We start from the raw sequence: 18,114 nt of genomic DNA on the forward strand, positions 1-18,114 counted from the left end.
AAGACCGAATTAAAAAAGCATCCTGACTTCTTGGAAGTCGGGATGCTTTTGCTTGAAACGTCAATCGAATGATGTTTATTCAAGAACACGATCAAATTGCTTAATCGTAAAAGCCTCTGCATGTTGCGTATCCACAGGGTGATACGTTTCGGAGGAGCAAACGAAATGATCAGGAAGAACGGGATAGTAAACATCCCCTTCGATGTGGGCATCGATTTCCGTCGCATAAATCCGCTCGATAAGAGGGAGAGTCTGCTGGAACAATTCGCCGCCGCCAATCAAAAAGACCTCCTCGTCCGACTCCGCGTAATCCGCCAGTCTGTCTAAGTCATGCCAAATGGTAATGCCTTCCGCATGAAAGTCCGGATCACGTGTGATGACGATATTTTCGCGTCCCGGTAATGGCCGTCCGATTGACAGAAAGGTTTTTCGACCCATGATAACCGGTTTACCGTAAGTCGTTTTCTTGAAATGGGCTAAATCAGCCGGCAAGTGCCAAGGCATTTCGTTATCCCGTCCAATGACCCGGTTTTTTGTATAGGCAACGATATGCGAAATCATACGGCGACGACTCCTTTAATGTGCGGATCAGGGTCGTAGCCTTCGATAATGATATCGTCAAACGTAAAGTCTTCAATGCGCTCGACTTCACGGGCAAATCGAATCGTCGGCAAAGGTTTCGGATTTCGACTCAACTGGAGATTCACTTGATCCAGATGGTTCGAATAAATATGGGCATCTCCTAAAGTATGAACAAAATCGCCGACTTCAAGTTTACAGACATGAGCAATCATGTGCGTCAACAAAGCATAGGAAGCAATATTGAACGGGACTCCGAGGAAGACGTCCGCCGACCGCTGATAGAGCTGACAAGACAGTTTTCCGTCTGCTACGTAAAACTGGAACAACAGATGGCAAGGCGGTAAGGCCATCTCCTCCAGTTGTCCGGGATTCCAGGCACTGACAATCAAACGACGGGAGTCCGGATTGACTTTGATCTGTTCAATCACATCTGCTAATTGATCGACGGTCGTTCCATCCGGTTTCGGGAAAGAACGCCACTGAGCACCGTAAACCGGTCCGAGATTACCGTCTTCATCCGCCCACTCGTTCCAAATACGGACACCGTTCTCTTGTAAATAAGAGATATTCGTTTCACCGGAGATAAACCAGATCAATTCATGAATGATCGATTTCATATGTAACTTTTTTGTCGTTATCATCGGAAAACCATCCTGTAACGGGAACCGCATTTGATGACCAAAAATACTGATGGTTCCGGTTCCCGTCCGATCTTCTTTTTTTACGCCGTTCGTTAAAATTTCCTGACAAAGTTGATGATACTGTTTCATGAATAATGTCCCCCTATGAAAGCTATCTTCCTATTGTAGCCGAATCCGTTCGGTCGAATCAACCGTTGGAGGAAGTCGGAAGATGACGGCGGAACAAATAACTGAACAGTCCGAACAATGGCACGAGGTCTCGCCAACCGAGCCGAGTATTCTCGCGCGCCCGAATACGGTGTAACATAAACAACTGTAAAATATAAAACATCACCACATCGACGGTCATCGTCCGAACGAATTGATTTGTCATGAAATAAACTCCAAAAATGCTCCAGTCAGAACGTGCCAAAGCCAACCAGATGATAATTGCCGACAGAACGGCTAACACGGCGACAACATAAGGAATGAACTTCCGGCGCCGAAACGGTAAAAACGTTTGACGGGGAATTGCCAGGGCGAGATACGGCATCAGAATAAAAGAGCCTAATGCGAATGCGCCGAAACTGGCCAACATCGGTGAAGGTTTCAAGAAGCGTTTTTCATCCAAGAAGAGCATGAAAAAGGCTGCAGGATAGATCCCGAGTAATGAAAATAAACTGAGCGCAGACGTATCAAATTGGCTTTGATCGAATCGTAAAAAGGACAGGAGAAAACCGGACGGGAAAACTCTGTTATTCCCGAACAACAGTATAAAGATGATGGCGACAGCCCAGACAAGAAATAATAAATAACGACGATACATGTTGGTACGCCTCCTCTCTTAAATCATTTTCCTCAAACGGAAAAATTCAAACGTGAAACGATAGGTCCAGTATACCTGATTGCGTACAAGGGAATCTTCTTGTCCTGATTACAAGATTCGTGATACGCTAACGATGAAATAAATGGAAGCGCTTTTATTAAATGCGCAATCGATTGCGCAAATTGTTCACAAGAGGAGTCGATCAATCACATGGAACGTAAATGGTGGCATGACAGTGTGGTCTATCAAATTTATCCGCGGAGTTTCAATGATTCAAACGGAGACGGAATCGGGGATCTCGTCGGTATCATTGAAAAACTGGATTACTTAAAAGAACTTGGAATTGATGTTATTTGGCTGAGTCCGGTCTATGACTCACCAAATGATGATAACGGATATGATATTAGGGATTATGAAGCCATCATGAGCGAATTCGGAACGATGGCAGACTTTGATCTTCTGCTCGACCAGGCGCATGAGCGGGGAATCAAAATCGTAATGGATCTGGTCGTCAACCATTCGTCGGACGAGCACGCCTGGTTTGCAGAGTCACGAAAGAGTAAGGACAATCCATACCGGGACTATTACATTTGGAGAAGCGCCAATGAAGACGGGACGCTCCCGAACAACTGGGGCTCGATTTTTTCCGGACCGGCTTGGGAACTGGATGAGACGACAAACGAATATTACTTGCACCTGTTTTCTAAAAAGCAACCTGATCTGAACTGGGAAAACGAAAAGCTGCGTCAAGAAGTCTATCAGATGATTACGCGCTGGTTGGATCGCGGGATTGACGGCTTCCGAATGGACGTCATCAACTTAATTTCGAAGACACCCGGTCTTCCGGATGCGACGGTTCCTCCCGGTGCTCTATACGGGGACGGCGGACAACATTATATTAACGGACCAAGAATTCATGAGTTTTTAAAAGAAATGAATGACGCTTCTTTCGGTAATTACGATGTCTTGACGGTTGGTGAAATGCCGGGGGCGACGACTGACGACGCCATTCTTTATACAGATCCGGAACGCAAAGAAGTCAACATGGTCTTTACGTTCGAACATATGGACTTGGATTCCGGTCCGGGCGGAAAATGGGATGTAAAACCCTTTGACCTTCAGAAACTGAAAGAAAACTTCACGAAATGGCAAGTCGCCTTACACGAAAAAGGGTGGAACTCGCTGTACTGGAATAATCACGACCAGCCACGCGTTGTCAGCCGATTCGGAAATGATACGACGTATCGCGTCGAATCCGCTAAAATGTTAGCGACCTTACTCCACTTGTTAAAAGGAACTCCCTACATTTATCAAGGGGAAGAAATCGGCATGACGAACGTTGCCTTTGAATCGATTGAGGACTATGAGGATATCGAAATCCGTAATATGTGGAAAGAACGGACCGAGCAAGGGGCTTCACCAGCAGAGTTATTGCGTGCTGTCCATGTTAAAGGACGGGACAATGCCCGGACACCCATTCAATGGGATGCGACGGAGCATGGCGGATTTACGACGGGTACACCCTGGTTAAAAGTTAATCCGAACTATCCGACCATCAATGTCGAACAGGCCTTGGCGGATCCGGGTTCCATCTTCTATTACTACAAACAGTTGATTGCGTTACGTCATCAGCACGATGTAATCGTATATGGTGAATATGCCTTGATTTTAGAAGAGGAAACGGACATCTATGCGTACACAAGAACATATGAAAATGAAACATGGTACATTTACTGCTCATTCAGTCAGGAAGAAGTAACTGTTCCACTGTCTCACGATACTTCTGATCCGGTCATTGGAAATTACAATGAATCACCGGCAGGATCAAAAGAAGAGTTGGTCCTTCGACCGTATGAAGCAATCGTCTACCGGACGACACGATAAAATCAGAAAAACGATTAAAAATAAGGGTGGCGGACATGATATCCGTCACCCTTATTTTTAATCGTTGAAGTCCGCTCCTTCTAAAAAAAGAGAACGTATCCTTCTTGTTCTAAGTAAAACACGAGTCATTCAAGACGTCGTTTTGACGAATTGTTTGATCGTATCGATAATCTGTTGTTGTTCCTCTTTCATCGTTTCGAGCCGGATGCCGTACAAACGCTGGTCATCAATCCATTTTTCATGTAAAATCCGTCCGTTCAGCTTCAAAGGTTCGAGACCGGATATAAGAGAAAATTCAACGACGATTGACATCGAACGATCAATCGGCAGTTTCAGCGGTGTTGCAATCGCCATGCCACTCGGGGAGAGATTATGAATTTTCATCGATCCGACCGGTGTCCGCCGTCCCTCTTTGACAAGATAGAATTCACCGGAAACCGGTTGATCAAACTGATACCGGAACGATTCATTGCGTTTAATTTTCAAATGAACACCTCCTGACTTCCATTATCCGTTAAAAGAGAACAATCTTCTAGCGAAATGTTGAAAATCAGGAAGGTGATTGCATTATGCGGCCAAATCTTTCGAAGGAGCCGTCGGATGAATCCGTTTGGCAATATACATGAAAGGAGTCGCGACCCAGGCAATGACGAATTTAGCGAGATAAGTGGTGATGAAAATCTGCCACCAGATATCAAAGGGTAAACTGTGAAAGGCGATTGCACAAAACGTTAATGTATCAATCAATTGACTGAGGACAGTCGAACCAGTGGTACGTAACCAAAGTTTCTTTTCACCCGTCTTCTGACGGATTTTTGAATAGATAAAGACATCAAACAATTGTGAGACAAGGTAGGCGGACAGGCTGCCGAGCGCAATCCAAGGAAGCAACCCGAATAGAAGGTTCAATGAGTTTGACATGTCTTTTGCGAGTGTGTCATTGAGCGGCGTATACAGTAAACTGTATTGCATCAATAACGTTGTCGTAATCAATGAGAAAAAGCCCATATAGACACCTTGACGCGCGACTTTCTTCCCGTACTTTTCATTTAAGATGTCGGTCGCCAAGTAACAGCTTCCGTACACGACGTTACCTAATGTGAAAATATAAGAATAAAGTTCGACTTGTTGTGTGACTTGGATATTGGCAATGATCGTTGCGATGGCAATCCACATCATCAGACCGGTTTTGCCAAATAGACGATAACTGAGTAATAATAATCCCATCGTAATTAAAATGGAAGGAAACCATAACCATTCGTTCATGTGAGAACTCCTTTCTGAATCATACAAACCAAGATTTTACGCTGTTTTTAGTTTGATGTCAAAAAAAACCGACGCCTGATTGCGTCGGTCGAATTTCAAGGGCGTTGCAAGGAGTAACGTTTACGACGACCCTTGCTGAAGTAATCATTCTGTTTGACGAATCCGTTCGTCTCTAAAATCTTAGAAGCGATCTCTTGATGGGGAGAGGTCGGCAGGATACGGGCACGCACTTCGTAAAGAGCCAATACGTTTGACTGCTCGAGTGCCTGTTTTACCGCCTTTGTTCCAAAACCTTGTCTACTGTAAGGATCGAATACCATCAAATCAAGTTGGAAATAATGCCCCATCTTTAATAAGAGTACGCGACCGATCAACTGTTCGTCGACGAGAATATCATAGTAGAAATCTTCGGCATAACTGTGTTCGACAGAATCGAAGGCACGTTCGGTTCCTAGCTCATGGTCGTACCCTTGAATTTCCTGACGAGATAATCCGTAAGCCTGTTCGCCGTACTTTAAAAAATGTTCGAATTCAGTCTGATCTACATGACGTAGTGTTCGACGTTTTAAATCCATGACGGTGTCCTCCTCTGATCGCATTTCACTCTGCTCATTTATTATAGCGACTTGAGGAAACAAATTGCAAAAGATAGCCGGAAGGAATCTCGCACCCGGAAGAGCGAAAAAGCAAGTTGTAAACGGATTGTGATTGTTTCATTTCATGATGAATATGGTAAAGTAATGATGTAGACATCTGTATGCTGGAAGGGGTTGGAAAATGTGTTCACAGAACGCGATGGAATCAAATTACGTTTAGAACAAATCGAACGCTTATATTCTGATTTGAATCGGGAAGCGAAACAATTGACGGAGCGGTTACGCCAACTTGACGAACAAGGGGACGAAGTCCGTCACGATCTTGCCTTAAATAAAGAAGATCGCGATCATTTGAAATCAAGTATTGACGAGACGTTGCAGGCGTTATTACAACGGACGACTGTCGATGCTAAAGTCGAACAAGAAAAACAAGAAGATTTGATTTCTAAAAAAGCACTCATCGAAGACATCGAAGGGTTATTGAAGAAAAAGAAATAAGCTGGCGCAGGCTAGCTTATTTTTTTCTGGGAGTGAAACGGATTGGATAAACAAAAAGTGATCTTGACGACATGCTTAAGACCGACAGAGGATGTGAAGATCAGAAGACAACAACTTTTTGAAACAGAACAAAACATCGACTTTGCTGTCGTAGAACGAAAAAAAATGAGTCTGCCGGCACTTCACGAGCAACATCAGCTACCCGTTCTTGTCGTGGATAAAAACCGGTTGGAGTACTATCCGTCAGGAACGGACAGTTCCTTTTTCTTTCATCCGTCTAGTGCGGTTTTTCGGATCAAACAATTCGACCGCGACGGTCATGACCCCTTGATTGCGATTGCCCGATTGCAAGAGGGGATGACAGTCCTTGATTGTACGTTAGGTTTAGGAGCGGATGCAATCATCATGAGTCATGCGGTCGGCCGGTCAGGTCAGGTCACCGGTATAGAGAGTAATCCGGTCACGGCACTGATCGTCCGGGAAGGGTTGCGGCAGTGGATTGAAGGATATTCGCCAATCGTTGAGGCGATGCGTCGGATTAACGTTCAACTGACGGAACACTTCACATACCTCAAACAATGCACGAGTAATTCGGTGGATGTGATTTATTTTGATCCGATGTTTGAAAAAACGATTTCGGAATCCACACATCTAGACGGATTACGGCAATTGGCAAACTATGAACCGTTGACAGAACATGTGTTAGCTGAAGCGAAGCGTGTCGCGCGACAAAGAATCGTCTTAAAAGCTCATTTTGAGAGTGATCTCTTTGAACGGTACGGATTTGAGCGTACGAAACGAAAGTCATCCAAGCTGCACTATGGTGTTCTTGAATTATGACGGCAAGAAACCCCTCTGAGTCAGACTCAAAGGGGTTTTATCTGTTGCTTCAAATTATTCGATGGCTTCTTTTAATTCTTCTTCCATATCGTCAAATGTATCTTGAACCGATTCAACCGGTTGCTTCGTCAAGAGGCTGACAACGACAGTAAAGAGTAAGCTGGTAAAGAAACCGGGTACCATTTCGTACAATGTATCGCTGAGTCCGAGCTGTACCCAGGCAATAACCGTAATGGCACCGGATAACATACCGGCAAGTGCTCCTTGTTTCGTCATCCGTTTCCAATAGAGCGAAAGCAGAATGATTGGACCAAAGGCCGAACCAAAACCGGCCCATGCATAACCGACGAGTGATAAAATCGTAGCTGACGGGTTCCAGGCTAATATGGAACCGATGACAGCGATGACTAGGACGGCAATACGTCCTGTTAAGACTAACTGTTTATCCGTCGCTTTTTTGTTTAAGAACGTTTTATAAAAATCTTCTGTTAAGGCACTTGATGTGACGAGCAACTGGGACGAAATCGTCGACATGATTGCAGCAAGAATCGCTGCCATCAGGAATCCAGTGATATACGGGTGGAACAGGACGTCAGAGAAGCGGATAAAGACCGTCTCCGGATCACCTAGACCGTTGCCTTGTCCTTCAAAGTAAGCAATTCCGACAAGTCCTGTCATCATGGCACCAAGAATCGAGATAAACATCCAACCGATGCCGATCCGACGTGCATTTTTCAAGTCTTTGACTGAACGAATGGCCATAAAACGAACAATGATGTGCGGTTGTCCGAAGTAACCAAGTCCCCATGCGAGGAATCCGATGATTCCGAGGAATGTCGTTCCTTTCAATGGATCAAACAAAGTAGGGTCTAAGTTTTCAGCGTAGCTGTAGGCCCCGTCAATCCCGCCGACATCTGTCAACGCGACGATTGGTACTAGAACAAGCGCGATGAACATGATACAACCCTGGACGAAGTCGGTCCAACTGACTGCGAGAAAACCGCCAAACAATGTGTAGGCGACAACGACCGCAATCGTCAAGAGCATACCATAGTGGTAATCAAAGCCGAATGAGCTTTCAAACAATTTCCCGCCGGATACGATACCAGCTGATGTGTAGAACGTGAAGAATACGATAATGACGACTGCTGAAACCGTCCGTAAGACACGTGATGTATCTTTAAAACGATTTTCTAAGAAATCGGGAATCGTAATCGAGTCATTTGCCATTTCCGTGTAGAGACGAAAACGTGGCGCTAAAATCAGGTAGTTCACGTAACATCCGATCAGTAATCCTAAAGCAAGCCATAAAGCGGATACGCCAGTGGCATACATGGCACCAGGTAATCCCATCAACATCCAACCACTCATGTCGGATGCTCCAGCGGATAGAGCCGTAACACCGGGTCCTAAATCCCGACCGCCTAACATATAATCTTCTGTGTTTGTCGTTCGCTTGTAGGCAATGTAACCGATAGCAAGCATCATGACCAGATACAAGCTGATAGAAATCCATTCTTGCGTCATAACAATAAATCCTCCAATTTCAACTTTTTTTGCGCTGTTCATATCTTTGTCAAAATAAGCACAATCGATTTGTTCCCCACGTTACAAGGTCTAAAACAACAACGCAAGTCTTCACAAAGTCGTTAAAAGCGGCGTCAGCCCTCGTCCATCAAGGGGTTGGGACGGTTTTCGTCCCTGTTAAAGTTTAAATTTTCAAACTTTCGTCTTGTGAACGTAATACGAAAGAAAAAGCGTTGAAATCTATAAAAGTGTTAAAAGCGGTATGATTAAAAATTTGTTTGCAAAAAAAAGCGATTCAAGTGACTTTCACGTCACTTGAATCGCGGGTTAAATCAACATTAATCCGTAAAGACAATCGCTTTATAAGCCGTTCGAAGACGATTGAGTGCTTCGTCCAATTGACTGCGCGGGCATCCGAAGTTCAATCGCTCAAAGGCTGAAGCATTTTTTCCGAATGGTTGTCCGTGCGTCAAGGCGAGACCGGCCTGTTCTACTAACCAGTCCGCCCGTTCCTTCGAATCAAACGGAAGTGCTCGGCAGTCAATCCAAAGCAAAAAGGTCGCGTCCGGTACAACGACAGTGAGACGTGGCATTTCTGTTTGAATCCGCTCGACGGCATGGTTTCGGTTTTCCTCAAGATAAAGTAGCAACTCCCGTAACCATTCTTCACTGTCGGGATCGGTATAAGCAGCAATGATGGCCGTTGCTGCAAAAGCATTCGGATGGACAAAGTTTGCCTGCTGTACCTGCTCGATTTTGAGCCGCAAGTCGGCATTCGGTACGATCAGATAAGACGCATACAGCCCCGGGATATTAAATGTTTTAGACGGGGCACTGACTAATATCACCTGATCATAATCAAAGGCAATGATCGGATGATGGATTGCTTCGGAAAACAGCAGGTCTGCATGGATTTCGTCCGATAAAACAAAGACACCATACTGTTTAGCGAGTGTAACGAGCCGTTGCAATTCATCGTAACTGAATACACGGCCGGTTGGATTATGCGGATTACATAAAATAATCATGCGGGCGGTCTTCATTTGCTGTTCCAGCATGGAAAAGTCGATCTCATACCGGTCATTTTGCAAGCGGAGCGGATTTTCAATTAAACGTCGTCCATTTGCTTCGATGACATGATGGAAAGGCGGATAGACCGGAGTCTGGATGATGATTTCGTCGTTTTCCTCGGTCAAGGCCAGTACACTGTGTGCGAGGGCGGGCACAACACCGTTCGAATAAAGAATCGTCGCCGGATCCACCGATTGATTGTAACGTTTTTCAAACCAATGCTGAATCGCGTATTTTGCTTCTTCTTCAAACAGGGAATAGCCGAAATTGCCGCTTGCAGCCCGTCTTGTCAAGGCTTTCGTAATGGAGTCGGCTGGGCGGACGTCCATATCCGCAACCCACATCGGAATTAGTTCATCCGATCCGAACAACTGTTTCAAACCATCCCATTTGACGGAACCGGTTTGTCTTTTTTCCAAAATTTCATCGAACATATGCTCATTCATTCTGATCAGTCCTTTCTCTAAAAAAGTTACCATATCTTCACAGTACCGAATGCCTCTTATTTCGGCAAGCTGGAAAAATAGAGGTTTTAAAAAATGAGCCCATGGGAAAACTCAATATCGTACACAAAAAAAAGGACGGGGTGGATTTTATGTTACATTCAAAAGTGTTAGTAGGACGATCACCAGAAGAACTCGAAGAACGACTTAACCAATTCTTTGAGGAAAACGGTGTCGGTTCAAATTCAATCATCACACTCAAATTCTCGACATTCGTCGCATCGAAAGCGGATGAACATTATTCTGTGCTGATTGTCTTTGATAACTCATTAACTAAAACAGTCCTTTAATGTATCATCAAAACGGTTAGGGGAAAGGGTTCCTCTAACCGCTTTTTTTCTATATTTGTGAAAAAGTTGAATTTCATATTGGGTTACGTTATACTAATATTAGAAAAAACAGGCTTCCGTAGGTTAATGGCAGACCTCAGCAATGGTAATGCTGCAGTGCGAGTTCGATTCTCGCCGGAAGCATCAAAATAAACAGGTCTTCCGTCACAAGTCAATCACTTGAACGGGAGGCCTGTTTTTTTGTCCAGAACAGGAACAGATTGTGAGGGAGACATCCATGAATCAATTAAATGTTTCGATTGGTAACGAAATCAAACGGATCCGGCAAGAGCGGAATTGGACACAATCCGAACTATGTGAGGGAATTTGCAGTCAGGCAGAAATCAGTAAAATCGAGAATGGACGCAACTCACCCACGGTTGATTTGTTGCAACAAATTGCAGAACGTCTTAAAATACCAATCTCTTTCTTGTTCGAAAATCAGAAGCAAGAAGAAAGTGTAAAAAAATTAGACCATACATTGCTTCGATTGACTAGAGAAGGAAATTATGAGCAGATTCGATCGTACAAAATGATTACTGAAGATAGATTTGAAGAGACAATTTTGTTGTTGAAATATTATCAAATCATCAGTGACTATCGCTTAAACAATTTTGATCATAGGACAACATCCGTCCAACTTTCTCGATTAATTGAACAGAATGACATTAAATATAGTTATCCGGATTTATATTTAAGAACAAAAATGGGAATAGCAATTCTATACGCAGAAAATCAGGAGTATAAACAAGCTGAAAAACTATATAAAGAGTTAGAAGAGACTCACTTTGATTTTAGTAATGAAAAAGTAGTAGGTCAGCAATTGAAAATCACTTATAATCATGCGAAACTGTTGTTTAAAATGGGAGACTTAGAAAAAAGTTTAACTGTCACATTAAAAGGTATTCGTTATAGTGTACTGCTAACAGATACTTCTTACATTGCACACTTTTATTATCAACTGGGTGAAGTTTTAGAAGAAATGTACGGGGATAATAAGGAAACGTGTCAAAGCTATGTAATTGCATATGAATTATTTAAAGCATTTCATATGAATCGATATGCTAATACCGTTAAAAAAGTAAAACAAAATTTTTGTGACGAAATAAACTATGATGAATACTGACTAAAAGGGCTGTTTATTACATGACTTCACTCTCTAACTTGATCGGAAATCAATTAAGACGAATCCGGCTTGAACAACGATTTACTCAACAAGAAGTTTGTCAAAATATTTGTAGCCAAGCGGAATTAAGTAAAATTGAGCAAGGAAAAGTATCTCCAACAATCGAAACGATTCAAAAAATCGCAAATCGATTAAATATTTCGATCCTACAATTATTTGAGGAAGACACGCAAATGATGTTATTCCAAGAATATGATTATGAATGGACAAAACTCTATCGTAGTCAAAAATTTGATGACCTTATTGGTTCTGTTAAAGAAATTTTTAATACAAAGATAAATACGTCGATATATCTACTTGCTAAATATTTTGAACTGATTGGATTAGAAGGCAGAAAATCAATAGATTACCGATCGTGTATTTCAGAATTATCCTTTTTAACAGACCAGGAAGAAGTATGGTATGAGTCACCTCTAATGTATGTAAGAATTAAATTAGCTATCGCAAACTATTATTATTTGAATGATCAGTTTGTGCACTCAAGAAAAATTTACGAAACATTACTAGCGATGGACTATAATACGGAAGAATTAAAAAGCTTACGAATTAAAATACTGTATAATCATGCGCAACAATTATTTTTTCAAGGATACTATCGAGACGGAATGATAGTCACAGAATCAGGAATTTCTGAGAGTATAGAACGAAAAAATTCTTCTTTTTTAGGACACTTTTATTATCAACGTGCAAATTTCAAAGAAAAATTAAATTTTGATCTTCAAACAGTAAAAGAGGACTATTCCATGTCGTATACTTTGTTCACTGCACTTAATTTGGATCGTTACGTCGAGATTGTAGAAAAAGGAAGAAATGAGTATTTATTGTTTAAGTTCTTATGAGGTTTAATCAAGGGAGACAATTAATGAATTCACTACCGGTATCAATTGGAAATGAAATCAAACAGATTCGTAAAGAAAAAAGAATGACACAAAAAGAATTGTGCGACGGGATATGTAGCCAGGCAGAAATCAGTAAGATTGAAAATGGGCGTAACTCGCCAACGATTGATTTATTACAACAAATTGCGAAACGATTACGTGTACCCCTGTCAATGTTATTTCGTGATCAATATAAAAGTGAAGAATTCCGTGAATGTGACCGACTCCTTACCGGCTTGTTTCGAAGCCAGCAGTTTGATGAGTTAATAAATCAAACTGAGAAAATAAAAAGTCAGTCAACAAACAAGGAAATATTACTATTGTTGGAGTATTTTGAAATTATTTGTAGTGAGAGAACTCAAAAAATAGATTTTCGATCAAGCATTTCTCGATTAGTGCATTTAACGGATACAGAAGAAGTTTGGTTCGAATCACCTCAAATGTATCTGCGAATCAAGATGGCAATTGCTAATTTTTATTTTGAAAACAAACAATTTGTTCACTCGGAAAGTGTTTTTGAAGACGTCTTAAGTCTGAAATTTGATACGATTGAATTAAAGAAAGCTAGAATTAAAATCATTTACAACCATGCTCAGCAACTGTCATTCCAAAAGAATTATGAAAAAGGTCTTCAAGTAGTAGCGACTGGAATTCAGGAAAGTCTTGCGCTGGACGATGCTTCGTTTTTGGGACATTTTTATTTTCAACGCGGCTATTTCACTAAAAAAACAAACGGTAATATAGATGATATCAAGCGAGATTTTACACTTTCCTATAGTCTGTTTAAAGCCTTCGAGATGCCGAGCTACGAACAGCTTGTCATAGATAGCCACGAAAAGTTTTTACTCTACAGATTTTAAAATATTTCCCCGGCCTTCTCACATGCGGAGAGGGCTTTTTTGGTGAGTTCATCCGCGCGGTCCGGATATTGTTGGTGGCCTTCCAAAATGATCGTTTGAACATCTTCAATGCCGAAGAAACGGAGTATGTCGAGCATGTAACGAACGGCATGTTCGGAGTCCGCTTTATCGGATGTCGAATAGTCACCGCCGCGTGAATGCAGCAACAATACTTGTTTTCCTTTCACCAATCCGATCGATCCTTCTGCCGTATAACGGAATGTCTGACCGGCTTGCGCCAGATAGTCCATATAGTTATGGAGGGGAGCCGGAACGGTCAAGTTCCACATCGGGAAAGAGAAGACGATTTTGTCCGAGTCGAGAAATCCGGTCAGGTATTCTTGTAATTTTCCGATCGGAACATCGTCATCGGCATCTACCGATTCCCCGCGAAACAGTTTAGCGGCAGCGGAAGCGAGGCGTAAATCAAAAAAAGGTAACCGTTCCTCAAATAAATTGAGAACGACGATTTCGTCCTCCGGATGATGTGTCCGGTAGCTTGAAAGAAAGGCTTCATTCATATGGGAGCTGATCCCTTTCTTTTGATGGGTACTGTCATTGGCTTCGATAAATAAAAGACGGCTCATGATTTAACACTCCTTTCAATCTTTATTAGTCAATTACCCGAATGAAGACTTCTTTAGACGTGAGGAATTAAAACCAAATCAATGGAGGAATTAGGTTTTAATTCCAACTCGATAAGGAAAAGAAGAGGACGAAGTCACGGGAAGGAGAGAAGATTATGAAGGCACATGAACGTCCTTCATCGACGAATTTTCACTACCATCGCGAAGTAAACGCCAATTACCAGCTGTTCGGAATGATTATTTTTGTGCTGACTAGCTGTGGTTCCATTTTATATATCTTCTCGAGCAACATCAGTTCGTCTGGATTGCAGTGGTCTGAAGTGTGGCGTGCTTTTTTGATTTTTATTGTGGGTGGTGTACAGTTTCTGATTGGGAAAAGCAGTCTTAGCGACCGATGGAAACCGCATATGATGTCGAGTGTCTTCTTATTGATCCCGTTCATCAACTATCCGTATATAAACAATGGGGCACAGACTGTGTGGGCCGCATCGTTGTTATTTGTATTGGCCTCCCTGGTCGTCATTAACCGGACGATGTTACTGTATGCGACGGCAATCAGCGTTTTATCACTCCTGTACGTCTGGTTAAAAGCACCGGCAGGCATGTCAAACTTCAGTTCAACGGATCATATCGCACGGATCGGACTGATTTTGATTGCTACACTGATCAGTCTGTTGATTCATAGACAGTATGTTTCACGGCTGGAACGAAACATCGACTACTTAGCTCGATTGAAGGAACAAGCATTTTTTGATTCGGTCACGGAACTGGCGAACCGGTCTTTTTTTGTGATTGAAACGGAAAAAAAAGCGGTCGCGGGAGATATCATCTGTCTGATTGATTTGGATGATTTCAAGACAGTCAATGATGCATTCGGTTACCGAACGGGAGACCGGACGTTGCATATCATCGGAAAACGGTTGATGACGCGTTTTTCCGATTGTATCGTCGCTAAAGCGAGTGGAAGTGCCTTTTTATTACATGCGACGTCCGCGCAACCGGATCAGTTATGCGATGAGATTTTAGCCAGTATTTCTGAACGTGTCCAAATCGATTTTAAGCAAATTAATGTAACGGCAAGCATCGGGGTGTCATTCGTTAACGGGGAATCGATTGATCATGTCATCAATGATGCCGAGATTGCTTTATTTACAGCAAAGTCAAATCGTAAAAATACGTTTGCAATCACGGATCAAGTGACTCAAAATGAACGCAAACGAGCCATGCAACTGACACGTGATCTGTATGATGCTGATCTTGACCGGGACTTTTTCGTATTGTTTCAACCGCAAGTCAGCGCAACTAATCACCGCATCACGGGTGCAGAAGCACTAGTCCGGTGGAATCATCCGAAATACGGGTTGATTTCTCCGCTGGAATTCATTCCGTTGGCAGAACGGACGCGATTCATCGAAACACTTGGAGGATGGGTAATGCGTAAAGCCTGCCTGCAAGGTCAGCAATGGTTGGAACAAGGACGAAAACCAATCACGATTGCCGTTAATGTCTCGCCTTCGCAGTTGCGTCAAGAAGACTTTACCGAAAAGGTATTGAAGATTTTACGATCAACCGGTTTTCCGCCTTACTTATTGGAAATCGAAATGACAGAACATATTTTTATCGAAGGAATGGCACAAATAATCGAGACATTAAATGAATTGCATCTCCACGGGATCCGGATTGCGCTTGACGATTTTGGAACCGGTTTTTCTTCGATGCAGACGCTCGTCGAATTACCTTTTGATCAGTTGAAAATTCCGAAAGAGATTGTCCGGGCGGCGATTGACTCGGAAGAAAAACGAGCCATCGTCGAGATGATCATTCAATTAGGAGATCGGTTGAAGATGACGATTGTCGCGGAAGGAATCGAAGCGATGGCGGAAGCGGAACTTTTGACAGGGTTAGGGTGCCAGACGCTTCAAGGCTATTTGTTCCATAAACCATTGGAAGCGCTATCCGTCGAACCATTGCTCGACCAACAAGCTTGAACTACCTCCACCTACGCTATGCTAAGAGGTGAAGGATTCCTGAGTTATCCGACCTATTGGTCTGAATTTATCAAGCTAACCCCGTCGTCCCGACGGTTGGATTTTAATCTTGTCAGTTTCTTTTGTGCGGACGCTTACTCTGCTTGGTTTTCGCTACTTCGGTCATCTGCAAGGTGAACGTTGAAGATTTTACGTGACAGACGAACTTCCAGTCACAACCCTATACCTTCAGTTTTCAAAGAACACGACGTATTGTTTTTTTCCTGGTTTTAAGTGTTTTCAAACCGAAAACGTCGGGCAATTGACGTGTCGTAAGACACGCCTTGCCCGAAGGCGATTCATCTCCCACCTACGCTGGGCTTTGTCCGAGACACTTAGAGGTGAGAGTATTCTCGCCTAATTTTGATAAAAAAAGCTCAACCTGTTTTCTACAGACGTCCTCGTGACGAAAGTGAAAAACGGTTGAGCTTTTTTACGTTATAGATAGCGGGCGAAACGCCGTTCGAGCATTTCTTGTCCGGCGGCGATGACGGCACAGATTCCCCAGTAGATGAAGGCGATGACAAAATAAACTGTCATGTAGTCAAACTCCCGTCCGCCGACGATTTTTGCCCGTTGAAAAATCTCCGGCACCGTAATCATGGCAGCGAGCGAAGAGGCTTTTACCAAATCAAGAAGGACATTTGATAACGGGGGGATTGCCAGGCGGACGGCCTGCGGCAAGATAATGCCGACGAACACACGGTATCTGGAAAGCCCGAGCGATTGTGCCGCTTCTTGTTGCCCGCGATCAACGGACAAAAGTGACGAACGAATGATTTCAGCCATATAGGCAGCACTGTTCAGACTGAAACCGGCAATGGCAGCGGTTAAGGCATCGAGTTGAATGTTGATGACCGGTAAACCAAAGTAAAACATGAATAATAAGACGAGAATCGGTACACCGCGCATGAAGGAGATGTAGAGAGTGGCGACTGTCCGTAACAGACGTGATGCAGATAAGCGTGCCAAAGCAAGCAATAAGCCAAGTCCAAGACCAATCAACATGCTGAGTATCGAAATCCAAAGCGTATGACCGAGCCCTCCTAAGATGTAGGGAAACGCTTCTTTTGCTAATTCCGGGTTAAAGACAGACCGCCATTCAATCTCAGAGAAACTGTTCAATTCACGTCGACGAGCGTCGTCTTGACATCAGGCATTTTCGAGACGTCTTTGTTGGCATAAAATGTCTTCGACAATTTGGCGAGCGTGCCGTCTTCTTTCATTTCATCGATTTCAGCATTGATGTTCGACTGTAACTCTTTGTTGTCCAAGTCCATGATGAGTCCGACTTGGCTTGGGTTATAGGCAATATCAGGGTGAATCGTGATGTCGAAATCTTTGAAGAAGTCGACGGCAAGGCTCTGGAGATAATAATCGTTTAAGATGACGTCCGTCCGTCCGTTAGAGACATCACGTAAATATTGATCATTCGTGGCATTATCATATGTGACTTCCTTGGCACCGTATTTCTTGGCCACTTGCATGTACGTTGTCGTCGCTTCTCCAGCTGCTTTTTTCCCTTTTAAATCTTCGAGGGACTTGATGCCGGATAAATCACTTTTACGGACGATCGCTGTCCCGTACGTATATTTGTAAGGTTTAGAGAAGGCAAACTTTCCTTTACGTTCTTCCGTAATCGTAATATCGTTGGCCGCTAAATCCACTTGACCGGTGTTCACACTTGTCAGCATTCCGTCGAAAGACATTTCTTTGAAGGCGACTTTTAAATCAAGACGTTTTGCGATTTCTTTGACGACTTCGACATCAAACCCGGTCAATTTGTTACTTTTTTCTTCGTGGAAAGATGTCGGATAAAGGGTACCTGCTGTTGCAACGGTCAAGGTTCCTTCTTTTTTAATTTTATCGTATGCGGTCATTTGTTTTTCTTCCTGACCACATGCACTAAGGACCAGGGCCGTTCCTGCAATCAAGAGACCCGTCCATTTTACAGAGTTTTTCATTTTAATATTCTCCTTTTCCAAACAAGCACTG

General features: G+C 43.0%; 19 protein-coding genes and 1 tRNA gene. 9 read left to right on the top strand and 11 right to left on the bottom strand.

The window, feature by feature from the left end; genetic code table 11:
• Window positions 1–75: 75 nt before the first annotated feature.
• Genes N7U64_RS02890 through N7U64_RS02900 form a run of 3 tightly spaced genes read right to left on the bottom strand, consistent with a single transcriptional unit; the run spans window position 76 to window position 2,028 of the window.
• Window positions 76–561: a dihydrofolate reductase gene (locus N7U64_RS02890; protein WP_318928421.1), complete on the bottom strand. Its 486-nt coding sequence runs from the start codon at window positions 559–561 to the stop codon at window positions 76–78.
• On the bottom strand, window positions 558–1,352 hold the full coding sequence (locus N7U64_RS02895) for a thymidylate synthase (RefSeq protein ID WP_318928423.1): 795 nt from the start codon (window positions 1,350–1,352) through the stop codon (window positions 558–560). The genes N7U64_RS02890 and N7U64_RS02895 overlap by 4 nt, the downstream gene beginning before the upstream one ends.
• A gap of 58 nt (window positions 1,353–1,410) precedes the next feature.
• Window positions 1,411–2,028, bottom strand: a complete 618-nt coding sequence (locus tag N7U64_RS02900; RefSeq protein WP_318928424.1) for a hypothetical protein — start codon at window positions 2,026–2,028, stop codon at window positions 1,411–1,413.
• Window positions 2,029–2,238: 210 nt separating this feature from the next.
• Between N7U64_RS02900 and N7U64_RS02905 the strand changes: the two genes are divergently transcribed.
• On the top strand, window positions 2,239–3,912 hold the full coding sequence (locus tag N7U64_RS02905; RefSeq protein ID WP_318928425.1) for an alpha-glucosidase: 1,674 nt from the start codon (window positions 2,239–2,241) through the stop codon (window positions 3,910–3,912).
• A gap of 129 nt (window positions 3,913–4,041) precedes the next feature.
• On the opposite strand, the gene N7U64_RS02910 is transcribed toward N7U64_RS02905, so the two are convergent.
• From N7U64_RS02910 to N7U64_RS02920, 3 genes are all read right to left on the bottom strand, one after another.
• A complete protein-coding gene (locus tag N7U64_RS02910) occupies window positions 4,042–4,398 on the bottom strand; it encodes a PilZ domain-containing protein (protein WP_318928426.1) in 357 nt (118 codons plus the stop codon).
• Window positions 4,399–4,479: 81 nt separating this feature from the next.
• Complete coding sequence (locus N7U64_RS02915) at window positions 4,480–5,178, bottom strand: queuosine precursor transporter (RefSeq protein WP_290828612.1); 699 nt, start codon at window positions 5,176–5,178, stop codon at window positions 4,480–4,482.
• Between the two features lie 95 nt (window positions 5,179–5,273).
• Complete coding sequence (locus tag N7U64_RS02920) at window positions 5,274–5,753, bottom strand: GNAT family N-acetyltransferase (RefSeq protein WP_318928428.1); 480 nt, start codon at window positions 5,751–5,753, stop codon at window positions 5,274–5,276.
• A 204-nt stretch (window positions 5,754–5,957) separates the two neighbouring features.
• On the opposite strand from N7U64_RS02920, the gene N7U64_RS02925 reads away from it, so the two are divergent.
• Together N7U64_RS02925 and N7U64_RS02930 are read left to right on the top strand one after the other, a co-directional pair.
• Window positions 5,958–6,272 carry a hypothetical protein gene (locus tag N7U64_RS02925; protein WP_012370605.1) on the top strand — a complete coding sequence of 105 codons (315 nt, stop codon included), beginning with the start codon at window positions 5,958–5,960 and terminating at the stop codon, window positions 6,270–6,272.
• 57 nt (window positions 6,273–6,329) lie between these two features.
• Window positions 6,330–7,112 (top strand): class I SAM-dependent methyltransferase, encoded by a 783-nt coding sequence (locus N7U64_RS02930; RefSeq protein WP_041261962.1) that lies wholly within the window; start codon window positions 6,330–6,332, stop codon window positions 7,110–7,112.
• A 54-nt stretch (window positions 7,113–7,166) separates the two neighbouring features.
• Here N7U64_RS02930 and putP read toward each other — a convergent pair whose 3' ends face one another.
• Together putP and N7U64_RS02940 are read right to left on the bottom strand one after the other, a co-directional pair.
• The gene (gene putP, locus N7U64_RS02935; RefSeq protein ID WP_318928432.1) at window positions 7,167–8,639 is read right to left on the bottom strand and encodes a sodium/proline symporter PutP; all 1,473 of its coding nucleotides are present in this window, start codon (window positions 8,637–8,639) and stop codon (window positions 7,167–7,169) included.
• 338 nt (window positions 8,640–8,977) lie between these two features.
• A complete protein-coding gene (locus N7U64_RS02940; RefSeq protein ID WP_318928433.1) occupies window positions 8,978–10,156 on the bottom strand; it encodes a PatB family C-S lyase in 1,179 nt (392 codons plus the stop codon).
• Between the two features lie 149 nt (window positions 10,157–10,305).
• On the opposite strand from N7U64_RS02940, the gene N7U64_RS02945 reads away from it, so the two are divergent.
• The 5 genes from N7U64_RS02945 (at window position 10,306) to N7U64_RS02965 (ending at window position 13,466) form a co-directional block, all read left to right on the top strand.
• Window positions 10,306–10,503: a hypothetical protein gene (locus N7U64_RS02945; protein ID WP_012370601.1), complete on the top strand. Its 198-nt coding sequence runs from the start codon at window positions 10,306–10,308 to the stop codon at window positions 10,501–10,503.
• 112 nt (window positions 10,504–10,615) lie between these two features.
• Window positions 10,616–10,686 (top strand) — tRNA-Thr (locus tag N7U64_RS02950).
• A gap of 94 nt (window positions 10,687–10,780) precedes the next feature.
• Complete coding sequence (locus N7U64_RS02955) at window positions 10,781–11,668, top strand: helix-turn-helix domain-containing protein (protein WP_318928437.1); 888 nt, start codon at window positions 10,781–10,783, stop codon at window positions 11,666–11,668.
• Window positions 11,669–11,688: 20 nt separating this feature from the next.
• Window positions 11,689–12,567, top strand: coding sequence for a helix-turn-helix domain-containing protein (locus N7U64_RS02960; protein ID WP_214764563.1), 879 nt, complete (start codon window positions 11,689–11,691; stop codon window positions 12,565–12,567).
• Window positions 12,568–12,590: 23 nt separating this feature from the next.
• Entirely contained in the window at window positions 12,591–13,466 is an 876-nt protein-coding gene (locus tag N7U64_RS02965) for a helix-turn-helix domain-containing protein (RefSeq protein WP_318928440.1), read from the top strand.
• On the opposite strand, the gene N7U64_RS02970 is transcribed toward N7U64_RS02965, so the two are convergent.
• Complete coding sequence (locus N7U64_RS02970) at window positions 13,463–14,092, bottom strand: FMN-dependent NADH-azoreductase (protein ID WP_318928442.1); 630 nt, start codon at window positions 14,090–14,092, stop codon at window positions 13,463–13,465. The two genes, N7U64_RS02965 and N7U64_RS02970, sit on opposite strands and share 4 nt — an antisense overlap.
• Window positions 14,093–14,247: 155 nt before the next feature.
• On the opposite strand from N7U64_RS02970, the gene N7U64_RS02975 reads away from it, so the two are divergent.
• Entirely contained in the window at window positions 14,248–16,080 is a 1,833-nt protein-coding gene (locus N7U64_RS02975) for a bifunctional diguanylate cyclase/phosphodiesterase (protein WP_318928443.1), read from the top strand.
• 477 nt (window positions 16,081–16,557) lie between these two features.
• On the opposite strand, the gene N7U64_RS02980 is transcribed toward N7U64_RS02975, so the two are convergent.
• Together N7U64_RS02980 and N7U64_RS02985 are read right to left on the bottom strand one after the other, a co-directional pair.
• Window positions 16,558–17,244 (bottom strand): amino acid ABC transporter permease, encoded by a 687-nt coding sequence (locus N7U64_RS02980; RefSeq protein ID WP_012370596.1) that lies wholly within the window; start codon window positions 17,242–17,244, stop codon window positions 16,558–16,560.
• The gene (locus N7U64_RS02985) at window positions 17,241–18,083 is read right to left on the bottom strand and encodes a transporter substrate-binding domain-containing protein (protein WP_012370595.1); all 843 of its coding nucleotides are present in this window, start codon (window positions 18,081–18,083) and stop codon (window positions 17,241–17,243) included. Before N7U64_RS02985 ends, N7U64_RS02980 begins: the two co-directional genes overlap by 4 nt.
• Window positions 18,084–18,114: the final 31 nt, after the last annotated feature.

The organism is Exiguobacterium sp. K1 (assembly GCF_033721435.1).
In the GTDB taxonomy this organism is placed as follows: domain Bacteria; phylum Bacillota; class Bacilli; order Exiguobacteriales; family Exiguobacteriaceae; genus Exiguobacterium_A; species Exiguobacterium_A artemiae.

Bases quoted from the DNA above. Each gene is read 5' to 3' on its own strand.
- N7U64_RS02890 (WP_318928421.1), bottom strand. From the start codon at position 561: ATGATTTCGCATATCGTTGCCTATACAAAAAACCGGGTCATTGGACGG.
- N7U64_RS02895 (WP_318928423.1), bottom strand. From the start codon at position 1,352: ATGAAACAGTATCATCAACTTTGTCAGGAAATTTTAACGAACGGCGTA.
- N7U64_RS02900 (WP_318928424.1), bottom strand. From the start codon at position 2,028: ATGTATCGTCGTTATTTATTATTTCTTGTCTGGGCTGTCGCCATCATC.
- N7U64_RS02905 (WP_318928425.1), top strand. From the start codon at position 2,239: ATGGAACGTAAATGGTGGCATGACAGTGTGGTCTATCAAATTTATCCG.
- N7U64_RS02915 (WP_290828612.1), bottom strand. From the start codon at position 5,178: ATGAACGAATGGTTATGGTTTCCTTCCATTTTAATTACGATGGGATTA.
- N7U64_RS02920 (WP_318928428.1), bottom strand. From the start codon at position 5,753: ATGGATTTAAAACGTCGAACACTACGTCATGTAGATCAGACTGAATTC.
- putP (WP_318928432.1), bottom strand. From the start codon at position 8,639: ATGACGCAAGAATGGATTTCTATCAGCTTGTATCTGGTCATGATGCTT.
- N7U64_RS02940 (WP_318928433.1), bottom strand. From the start codon at position 10,156: ATGAATGAGCATATGTTCGATGAAATTTTGGAAAAAAGACAAACCGGT.
- N7U64_RS02945 (WP_012370601.1), top strand. From the start codon at position 10,306: ATGTTACATTCAAAAGTGTTAGTAGGACGATCACCAGAAGAACTCGAA.
- N7U64_RS02955 (WP_318928437.1), top strand. From the start codon at position 10,781: ATGAATCAATTAAATGTTTCGATTGGTAACGAAATCAAACGGATCCGG.
- N7U64_RS02960 (WP_214764563.1), top strand. From the start codon at position 11,689: ATGACTTCACTCTCTAACTTGATCGGAAATCAATTAAGACGAATCCGG.
- N7U64_RS02965 (WP_318928440.1), top strand. From the start codon at position 12,591: ATGAATTCACTACCGGTATCAATTGGAAATGAAATCAAACAGATTCGT.
- N7U64_RS02970 (WP_318928442.1), bottom strand. From the start codon at position 14,092: ATGAGCCGTCTTTTATTTATCGAAGCCAATGACAGTACCCATCAAAAG.
- N7U64_RS02975 (WP_318928443.1), top strand. From the start codon at position 14,248: ATGAAGGCACATGAACGTCCTTCATCGACGAATTTTCACTACCATCGC.
- N7U64_RS02985 (WP_012370595.1), bottom strand. From the start codon at position 18,083: ATGAAAAACTCTGTAAAATGGACGGGTCTCTTGATTGCAGGAACGGCC.